The sequence below is a fragment of the Methylomagnum sp. genome, assembly GCF_054333355.1.
Genome location: NZ_JBTEKS010000189.1, coordinates 1 through 8,458, shown reverse-complemented (window position 1 = coordinate 8,458; position 8,458 = coordinate 1). Strand labels below are relative to the sequence as shown.

The window sequence follows — 8,458 nt, the reverse complement described above, 5'->3', positions numbered from 1 at the left end:
CGAGTCGGCCTACGTGAACACCGTAAACCCAAAATGAAAAATGCTTTAAGGATTCTTGCTAAACCGCGTCCCGGTTGAAAGCCATGCCTCCCTTGCATGTTCCACATGGGACGTCCGATGACCGGATACGGGGCCTCATATTTCAAATTGGATTCGGCCAGAACTCAATCATGTCGATGACGAAATGACCGAACACCAGCGGCCATAGGCTTCGCAGGCGAACGTACAGCAGCGCCGCCACGAGACCGTATACCCAGGCGGCAATGACGCCGTGCAGCCCTTGTTCGGAATGGCAGGCGGCGAAGAGCAGGGGGGTGAGGGCGAGATACCAGAAAACCCGCCGGGCTGGCGAGAGGAAGCACGAAAGATACAACCACGGCAATCCCCGGAAAACGGTTTCTTCAACCACCGCCGCCGTGGCCGAGAAATAGACGCCGGTCAGTATGTTCCAGGGAAATAGCTTAGGGATTATGGCGCCATACCCAATGCTTTCCGCGTGGGGCCAGAACCACCGATAGGCAATCACGAAAACGGGCTTATATATAAGCCAGCCATAATAAAAACGCGGCGGCCAGCGCCAGACCGGCGGATTCCAAGGGATGGGTGGCATTTAAGTCGGGGAACCCAAATTCCTTGGGTTTTATATCGGTGGCGCGGAGTATGAGCAGCCACACCAGGCAGGGCACGATAATCCATTGGAATAGATCGGCGATATAAAAGACGGCTCCGCCCTGGAGAATCAGCGATTCAAGCCAAAAGGTATTGAGCAACTCCAGCGCCAAGGTCGGGAATATGGCCAGAAGTATGGCTGAGCGCTTGTCCAGGCGGCCTATCGGCATGGATTAAAGTGGGCCGCTTGGGGTTTTGCCTTGCGGCGCTGGCCGGGGGCTGCCGACAATGGTTCGTGGTTGTGCGGCGGGGCGACACTCATGGCGGGATGGCTTGTGAATGGGGGCGTTCAGGCAGTATAGCATCCTAAATTGGGCGCTTATCTGGGTAATGTGCCAGGGCCGTCGAGCTATGTCAGCCTGTGGGATGGGTGGAGCTTCGCGGAACCCATCACATCGAGCGAGGCGGCATGATGGGTTTCGCTGCGCTGCACCCATCCTATACAGGCTTGGTCCGGGCGGTGGCGTCGGGCATGAGTACATGCCCGGCCTACGGGAGTCGGGAGGCTGTTCACGACCACATCCCTACGTATGACCGCCCACCTCGAAATACTGCACGCTGAACCACCGCGCCGGGTCGGTCCAGTCGCCCGCCGGACGGAATCCCGCCGCGCCCGCCAAGTCCTGAAACTCCACGCCGGTGTACTTGTAGGCGTTCTCCGTGTGGATGGACTCGCCGTCCGCGAAGCGGAGCCGTCGCTGGCCCAGCCGAATTTCTTGAGCGCGGCGGCTGACCAGGTGCATTTCCACGCGGCCCCGCCGGGCGTGGTAATAGGCGTAGTGGTAAAAGCCGCCCGTGTCGAAATCGGCGCCCAGCTCGGCGTTCAATCGGTGCAGCAGGTTCAGGTTGAATTCCCGCGTCACGCCCTGCGCGTCGTTATAGGCCCGATGCAGCCGTTCCGGGTCTTTCTTGAGATCGACCCCGATCAGCAGCCCGCCATCCGGTGCCGCCAGCCGGGCCGCTTGCCGCAGGAACGCGGCGGCCTCGGCGGGTTCGAAGTTGCCGATGGTGGAGCCGGGGAAAAACACGACTTTCTTCCGCCCCTTCGGCACACAGGACCAATCGAGCCGGTCCAGCCCTTGGCTGTAGTCCAGGCACACCGCGTGGACGCACAGCCAGGGATAATCGGCGGCCAGGGCGCGGGCGGCGGCGTGGAGGTGTTCGCCGGAAATATCCAGCGGCAGATAAGCGGCGGGCCGCAGGGCGTCCAGCAACAGCCGCGCCTTGTCCATGGCGCCGCTGCCCGGCTCGATGAGCAGGCAATCCGGCCCCACCGCCTCGGCGATTTCGGACGCGCAACGCCGCAGGATGGCGGTCTCGGTGCGGGTCGGGTAATACTCCGGCGTCTCGCAGATGGCTTCGAATAAGCGGCTGCCCCGCGCATCGTAGAACAGCTTGGGCGGCAGGCGCTTCTGCGGCGCGGACAATCCATTCAAGACTTCGGCCAACAGGTCGGCGCGGGCGGGCCGGTGATCGGAGAACAGCACCCCCGGCGCCGTCATGCCGCGTCCTCGGCCAGCCGGATGCCGGTGAATTGCCAGCGGTCCCAGGGGTAGAAGAAATTGCGGTAGGTGGCCCGGATGTGGGCTTCCGGCGTGGCGCAGGAGCCGCCCCGCAGCACCATCTGATTGCACATGAACTTGCCGTTGTATTCGCCCAGCGAGCCGGCCAGCGGCACGAAGCCGGGGTAGGGCGCGTAGGGGCTTTGGGTCCATTCCCAGGCGTCGCCGAACAACTGCGCCGGTTCGCCGGGATGCGTGCCGTCCGCCGCCGCCGGGTGGAGCAGCCCGGATTCCCGGAAATTGCCCCGCACCGCGCACCCGCTCGCCGCGTTCTCCCATTCCGCTTCCGTGGGCAGGCGCACGCCCCGCCAGCGGGCGTAGGCGTCGGCCTCGTAGAAGCTGACGTGGCAGACCGGCTCGTGTTCATCCAAGGGCTTCAGGCCCGCCAAGGTCATCAGCCACCAGCGCCCACCCCGTTCCTCCCAATACAACGGCGCCCGCCAGCCCGCTTGCCGGGCGGTTTTCCAGCCGTCCGACAGCCACAGCTCGGGGCGTTCGTAGCCGCCCGCGTCCATGAATTCCAGAAACTCGGCGTTGGTTATCAGGCGCGAGGCCAGCCGGTAATCCCTGAGATAAACCGCGTGGCGGGGCGTCTCGTTGTCGTAGGCGAAGCCCGCTTCGGCGGCGTGGCCGATCTCCCGCAATCCGCCGGAATATGCCAGCCAGTCCAGGGCGGGGGAGGGGTAATGCGCTGGCTCGGGGATGGCGCGGTAGATGGGCCGCAAAGGGTTGCTGGCGAAGTTGTACTTGATGTCGGTGAGCAGGAGCTCCTGGTGTTGCTGCTCGTGATGCAGGCCCAGCGTGGTGCGGGCCATCGCGTCGGCGCGGATCGAGGGCGGGGCCGTCGCCAGGAATTCTTCCATGGCGGCGTCCACATGGGCGCGGTAAAGCTGGATTTCCTCCACCGTGGGCCGGGCCAGTAAGCCCCGTTGCGGGCGGGGGAAGAGGCCGCCTGCGGTTTCGTAATAGGAGTTGAAGAGCGCTCCGAACTGGGGGTGGAAAACCCGGTAGTTCTCCCAAAATGGAATCAGGACGAATTGCTCGAAGAACCAAGTGGTGTGGGCCAGATGCCATTTCGGCGGGCTGACATCGGGCATGGCCTGGACGCCGTAGTCCTCCACCGCCAGCGGGTCGCAAATGCCCTGGGTGGCGGCGCGGACGCGGTGGTAATGGGCCAGCGGAGTTTTGGCCGCGGCGATGGGTCTATAGTCCTTAACCGGGCAATGAGCCGTTAACATGGGGTATTCCTCCCTGTCCTTGGGTCCAGTCGATTCTAAGCGGGGCCGAACGGTACGTAAGCTTGGAGTATTACGGATGCGGTCGTGGCGTTCTCAACGCCGGGCGTGATGGATATGGATGACGCTGGAATGAACGTTTTATTTGACCACCCTCACCCCAGCCCTCTCCCAGAGGGGGAGGGGGTGAAATGTTGTTTTACCAAGGGCGGGTATCTATATGGCTAAAGCCACCTGGAATGGCGCGGTGCTGGCCGACAGCGGCCAATGCGAAACGGTTGAAAACAACTGTTACTTCCCGCCTGATTCGATTCGGCGGGAGTATTTCGAGGCCAGTTCAACCCAGTCGGAATGCCCCTGGAAAGGCACGGCCCGTTATTACGACATCGTGGCGGAGGGGCGGCGCAACCCGGATGCGGCTTGGTATTACCCCGACCCGAAGCCCGCCGCCGGGAGTCTCAAGGATTACGTGGCCTTCTGGCGGGGCGTGGTGGTGGAGCCTTGAACCGCCGGGTGGTGCGCGGCCCGGCGCTTTGGCGAGAACCCGTATCCGTGGGTTTTCGTTCAGCCCCTAGCTCATCTGTCGAAAGCCGCCGCCATCAGGACAGCAATCAGGCAAACGCCAACGGCCAATACCGCCAGGACTGTTGCCCCAATAATTCCGAGGGTTTCCATTACGACCTTCCATTGCAATAGGTGTTTAACCCGCCATGGCGTGGCGGGTTCAGCGGTGACTTAGTGTTTGGCTATAGGGCGGTTGAGCCAAGCTCGTACAAATACTTAGTTAGCGAGAATTGACAGAAGGGCACCTTAGTGGCACTCGCCCGTTCCGCCCGCTGGTTCGCGGGCAAAGTGTAGGGTGTCGTTCCTGAACCGGGGATTAAAAGGGTTCGCCGGAGCGTGAGCGCAAGGAACTTATGCCCCCTGGCTAGGCCATATTAGAAATCCGTCCCCGTCCCCGATTCAAATGCCTGTCATATGGCGGCATTAAAATCCAAAAATTTTTTGCGGTCCGGGGGGTTTGCGGTAGCAAGTGAAATTTTATTTGAGATATAAGCGTTCTGTCGCCGATGAAGGCGCCCATACGTCAACGTATATCTCTATCTTTCCACGATAAGGAGCTACTTAAATGGCAAGAAAGCATCACACCGAACCCACCGAGCCGGTTGAATCCAGCGTCGAATCAATCGAAGCCACCACCACCGAATTCACCCCGGAAAGCATCGAGGAACCCACCGTCGCGGAGTCCGTCATCGCGGAATCCGTGGAGACCGTGGAAACCCTGGAGGCGGTTTCGTCCCCGGCGGGCGAGACGACTTACGAGCGCACCGAATTCACCGAGACAACGGCTCTGGAACGCACCGCCGAGCCAGCGGAAGATTTTTCCGAAGCCATCCGCGAAGGCGCCAGCGACGCCCGCGACGCGGCGGCGGGGTTCATTCCGGCGGTGGGCGGGATGATCCACAAAGGGATTTATAACGGCTTCTATTTCGCCACCTACGGCGTCGTGTTTGGCTCGATGGTCGTGGGCAATCTGATCCCGTCGAACAATGCGATGGGCGAGGGCGTGCGGGACGGCTTCAAGGCCGCCCGGCGGGCGTTCGACGGACGGGAGCGGGTCGCCGCTGAGGAGGCTGCCGCCGCCGAGACGGCGATGGCTATGGAAGAAGGATTGGCGGCGGTTTGACGCCGTAGAAATAAAGACCGACGCGGTTTTGAAAACCGCGTCGGTCTGGTTTGCGTATTTATTTCCGGGCCGAAATGCCCCAAATCAACTCGGCATATTCCCTAATCGAGCGGTCGCTAGAGAACCGCCCCGAGCGGGCCACGTTCAAAATGGCCTTCCGCGTCCACGCCTCCTCATTCCGATACAGTTTATCCACCGCCTCCTGGCTGCGGACGTAATCCGCGTAATCCGCCAACAGTGCGTAGCGATCCCCCCCGACCAGCAACGAGTCCACCACCGGCCGGAACCGATCCGGCTCGTCCGGCGAGAAATGGCCCCCCGCGATCATGTCCAGCGCCCGCTTTAGCTCCGGGTTGGTGTGGTAGTAATCCCGCCACGGGTGATAGCCATGCCGGTGCAGGTCTTCCACCCGGTCGGCGGTCAGCCCGAACAGGAAGAAATTCTCCGCCCCCACCGCGTCTCGAATCTCGATATTCGCCCCATCCAGGGTGCCGATGGTCAGCGCCCCGTTCATGGTCATCTTCATGTTGCTGGTGCCGGACGCCTCCATGCCGGCGGTGGAAATCTGCTCCGACAGGTCCACGGCGGGAATCAGGTCCATGGCCAGGGACACGTTGTAATCGGGCACGAAGACCACCGTCAGCCGCTCCCGCGTGACCGGATCGTGGTTCACCACGTTCGCCACATCGTTGATGAGCTTGATGATGAGCTTCGCCATCCAGTAGGCGGGCGCGGCCTTGCCACCGAAGATGACCGTGCGCGGCACCCAGTTCGCCGCCGGGTTGTCCTTGATGCGCTGGTAGCGGGTGACGACGTGCAGCAGGTTGAGCAACTGCCGCTTGTACTCGTGGATGCGCTTGATCTGCACATCGAACAGGCTGGCGGGATTGATGGCGATGTCCAGCCGGTCCATGAGCAGGTTCGCCAGCTTGCGCTTGTTCTCCTGCTTCGCGGCGTGGAACCGGCGCCGGAACAACGCGTCCTCGGCCAGCGGCTCCAGTTTCTTTAACTGGTCCAGATCGGCCACCCAGCCCGGCCCGATGGATTCGGTGATGAGCGTCGATAAGGGCCGGTTGGCCTGATTCAGCCAGCGCCTCGGGGTGACGCCGTTGGTGATGTTGATGAAGCGCTCCGGGAAGATCATCGCGAAGTCCCGGAAGATGGTGCTTTGCATCAACTCGCTGTGCAGCTTGGCGACGCCGTTGACCTTGTGGCTGCCGACGATGGCGAGATGCGACATGCGCACCCGGCGGCCCTGGTCCTCGTCGATCAGCGACACGCGCCGGATCAAGTCCATGTCGTTGGGGAAGCGGCGGCTCACCTCAGTCAGGAATTGCTTGTTGATGTCGTAGATGATTTGCAGGTGGCGCGGCAACAGCTTTTCGAACAGCCGCACCGACCAGGTTTCCAGGGCTTCCGGCAGCAAGGTGTGGTTGGTGTAGGCGAAGGTGCGGACGGTGATGTCGAAGGCCCGGTCCCATTCCACCCCATGCAGGTCCACCAAGACCCGCATCAACTCGGCGATGGCAATGGAGGGATGGGTGTCGTTGAGCTGAATCGCTACCTCGTTGGGCAGGTTGTCGAAGGGCCGGTGGTCGGTGATGTAGTGGCCCAGGATGTCTTGCAGCGAGGCGCTGACGAAGAAATATTCCTGCTTGAGCCGCAGCTCCCGGCCCATCTGGGTGGTGTCGTCGGGGTACAGCACCTTGGAGAGGTTCTCCGACTGGGTCTTCTGCTCCACCGCCTTGATGTAGTTGCCCTCGTTGAAGTAGCGCAACTCGAAATCCCGGGTGGCCTTGGCCGACCATAGCCGCAAATTGTTGACCGTGCCTTCGCCGTAGCCGGGGACGGGCATGTCGTAGGCCATCGCCATGACGTCCTCGCTGTCCACCCAGCGCTGGCGGGTCCGGCCAGAGTCGTCCCGGTATTCCTCGCTGCGGCCACAGAACTGCACCCGGTAGATGACCTCGGGCCGGGGGAATTCCCAGGGGTTGCCGTAGCGCAGCCAGTTGTCGGGATGCTCCACCTGCCAGCCGTTCTCGATTTGCTGGGAGAAAATGCCGTAGTCGTAGCGGATGCCGTAACCGAAGCCGGGCATTTGCAGGGTGGCGAGGGAGTCGAGGAAGCACGCGGCGAGTCGGCCCAGGCCACCGTTGCCGAGGGCGGCTTCCTCTTCGTGTTCGCTCACGCTGTCGAGGCGCAGGCCCACGTCCTCCAAGACCTGCTTGAATTCGTCCAGGCTGTTCATGTTCAGCAGGGCGTTGTTCAGCGTGCGACCAATCAGGAATTCCATGGACAGGTAGTACACCCGCTTGGCGTCCTGTAGGTAATAGTCGCGCATGGACTCCATCCACTTGACGGTCAGGAGGCCGCGCACGACGTGGGCCAGGGCGACGAACCAATCCCGTTCCTGGGTGTCCACCGGGTCTTTGCCGATGGAGTAGATCAGCCGGTTCACCAGCGCCCGTTTGAGGGCAGGGATGTCTTTGGGGTTTAGGGCGCCGTAGGCGTCGCGGTCGGTGGTCATGCGGATTCCTCGAATTTTATTGTCATTCCGACGGAGGTTGTGGGAGTCCCGGCTTGGCCGTTGGGCGGCGGATGGCTATTTTCTAGCATCGTTCCCACGGTCTTCGTTCATCATTGCGTACAGTCCATTTCGAATCTAAATCAGGGTTATAGGATGGGTGGAGGCGCACATGGCATGGGATCGAAGCGCCCGTGGTTTTTGCTGTGCGCCGTAACCCATCGCGCCAATCCGAATGATGGGTTGCGGCGCCGGGAGGCTTCCACGGGAAACGAAGCCTCACAGAATGCGCTTCCACCCATCCTATAAATTTAAGGTATTGAATTATGAAGCTAATCCGTCTCGCCATCGCCACCCTCTGCGCCTTCGGCCTAACCGCCGCCCAAGCCGCCGACACCGAAGCCAAACTCGCCCCCGGCTACAAAGACCTGCCTTTCAAGCTGCCCGCGCCCGGCTCGTACACTCTGCCGTCGCTGGGCCTCGCCGCCGATGGCAAGGTACTGGACACCGATGGGCGGGCGCTGAATCTGCGTGATCTCTACGGCGACAAGCTGACCTTGCTCAGCTTCATTTACGCCACATGCAGCGACGTGAACGGCTGCCCCCTCGCCACCGCCGTCTTCCACAAGCTGCAAGCCCGCTTGCTCAAGGAGCCGGACCTGGCGAAGCAACTGCGCCTCGTCACCCTCAGCTTCAACCCGGAACACGACACGCCCGAGGCCATGAAGAAGTATGGTCAATCTTTCGGCGAGGGGCTGGAATGGCGGTTTCTGACCACCGC

The 8,458-nt window shown here is 61.9% G+C and carries 8 protein-coding genes; 3 read left to right on the top strand and 5 right to left on the bottom strand.

The genetic code is table 11. The annotated features are described in order from the left end of the window. Positions 1 to 142: 142 nt before the first annotated feature. The 4 genes from ACXWUF_RS14115 to egtB all read right to left on the bottom strand — a co-directional run bounded on the left by ACXWUF_RS14115 (position 143) and on the right by egtB (position 3,469). A complete protein-coding gene (locus tag ACXWUF_RS14115; RefSeq protein ID WP_458495295.1) occupies positions 143 to 526 on the bottom strand; it encodes a CPBP family intramembrane glutamic endopeptidase in 384 nt (127 codons plus the stop codon). Positions 527 to 536: 10 nt separating this feature from the next. Next, complete coding sequence (locus tag ACXWUF_RS14110; protein ID WP_458495294.1) at positions 537 to 839, bottom strand: hypothetical protein; 303 nt, start codon at positions 837 to 839, stop codon at positions 537 to 539. Between the two features lie 354 nt (positions 840 to 1,193). Continuing rightward, positions 1,194 to 2,171 carry an L-histidine N(alpha)-methyltransferase gene (gene egtD, locus ACXWUF_RS14105; protein ID WP_458495293.1) on the bottom strand — a complete coding sequence of 326 codons (978 nt, stop codon included), beginning with the start codon at positions 2,169 to 2,171 and terminating at the stop codon, positions 1,194 to 1,196. Continuing rightward, a complete protein-coding gene (gene egtB, locus ACXWUF_RS14100; RefSeq protein WP_458495292.1) occupies positions 2,168 to 3,469 on the bottom strand; it encodes an ergothioneine biosynthesis protein EgtB in 1,302 nt (433 codons plus the stop codon). The genes egtD and egtB overlap by 4 nt, the downstream gene beginning before the upstream one ends. A gap of 217 nt (positions 3,470 to 3,686) precedes the next feature. On the opposite strand from egtB, the gene ACXWUF_RS14095 reads away from it, so the two are divergent. Further along, positions 3,687 to 3,971, top strand: coding sequence for a DUF427 domain-containing protein (locus ACXWUF_RS14095; RefSeq protein ID WP_458495291.1), 285 nt, complete (start codon positions 3,687 to 3,689; stop codon positions 3,969 to 3,971). 624 nt (positions 3,972 to 4,595) lie between these two features. Next, the gene (locus ACXWUF_RS14090) at positions 4,596 to 5,153 is read left to right on the top strand and encodes a hypothetical protein (RefSeq protein ID WP_458495290.1); all 558 of its coding nucleotides are present in this window, start codon (positions 4,596 to 4,598) and stop codon (positions 5,151 to 5,153) included. A 58-nt stretch (positions 5,154 to 5,211) separates the two neighbouring features. Here the strand turns inward: ACXWUF_RS14090 and ACXWUF_RS14085 are convergent, their stop codons facing one another. Then, positions 5,212 to 7,680: a glycogen/starch/alpha-glucan phosphorylase gene (locus ACXWUF_RS14085; RefSeq protein WP_458495289.1), complete on the bottom strand. Its 2,469-nt coding sequence runs from the start codon at positions 7,678 to 7,680 to the stop codon at positions 5,212 to 5,214. A gap of 323 nt (positions 7,681 to 8,003) precedes the next feature. On the opposite strand from ACXWUF_RS14085, the gene ACXWUF_RS14080 reads away from it, so the two are divergent. After that, a partial coding sequence (locus ACXWUF_RS14080; protein ID WP_458495288.1) for an SCO family protein occupies positions 8,004 to 8,458 on the top strand: 455 nt, incomplete at its 3' end.